The following is a 782-nucleotide window of genomic DNA, read 5'->3' on the forward strand; positions in this document are numbered from 1 at the left end:
AGTATGAAGACGAGACAACGGTTGATGACTTTGGTGACTTTCCACTAATTAGCCGAGAGCAATCACTGATAGCCCAACTGGAAGCGGCACAGAAAAAAGTGAATGACCTTGAGCTTGCTGATTACAAGTTCTGGCATGGTGCGGCCTGTGATAATCATCAAAAGGTTCTCAAGTTGGAGGCAGCGTTATCAGCGGCAAACGAGAAACTACTCAAACCGGTCAAACTGCCAAAAACAAACGGTTATTGGGATGCTGAAGAACAGGCGTTTGAAAGAGGTATTCAATTAGCTCGTCAAGAAATTCGCATTGCCGGATTCCGTGTGGAAGGTGATGAATAATGACTATCTTCATGGAATTGCGTTGTGAAAAACGCGGCGAAGGTCGCAATGAGAATAACAATCGCTGTTGGTCGGATGACAATGACGGCCCTCATTCACATGGCTGGGATTCTAAAAAAGGTGCCGCTGATTGCTATTCCGAGATTGCAAAACAAGCAACAGATTCAGGATGGGTAAAGCTCAAGGAGGGCTGGGTATGTCCTAACTGTCTGAAGCATGAAGCCAGCTTGGTAGAGGGGAATGCAGATGCTGAGTGAAGCAGAATTAAATTTATCAACTGATGCGCTCACTGTAGAGCAAGCAATCGAACATGCGTTAGCTGTCTATGAGCAAAATGATTGCAACATGTGCGGTCGTCAGCATAAGCAATTAGCGACCTGGCTTACTGAACTGCTATCACTGCGTGAACAACTTGCAGAGTTGAAAGCGTTGCCGCCGATAGGT

At 46.0% G+C, this 782-nt stretch carries 2 protein-coding genes and 1 pseudogene; all 3 read left to right on the forward strand.

All coding sequences use genetic code 11. The features are described 5' to 3' along the window. On the forward strand, positions 1-338 hold a 338-nt coding region (locus V2A85_RS24105), incomplete at its 5' end, for a hypothetical protein (RefSeq protein ID WP_420072609.1). Further along, positions 338-595, forward strand: a complete 258-nt coding sequence (locus V2A85_RS24110) for a hypothetical protein (protein ID WP_420072610.1) — start codon at positions 338-340, stop codon at positions 593-595. The genes V2A85_RS24105 and V2A85_RS24110, both read left to right, overlap by 1 nt. Next, a pseudogene (locus V2A85_RS24115) lies at positions 585-782 on the forward strand (hypothetical protein); the annotation flags it as partial. The gene V2A85_RS24110 and the pseudogene V2A85_RS24115, both read left to right, overlap by 11 nt.

Source organism: Yersinia sp. 1252 StPb PI (assembly GCF_048593885.1).
Lineage (GTDB): Bacteria > Pseudomonadota > Gammaproteobacteria > Enterobacterales > Enterobacteriaceae > Yersinia > Yersinia enterocolitica_E.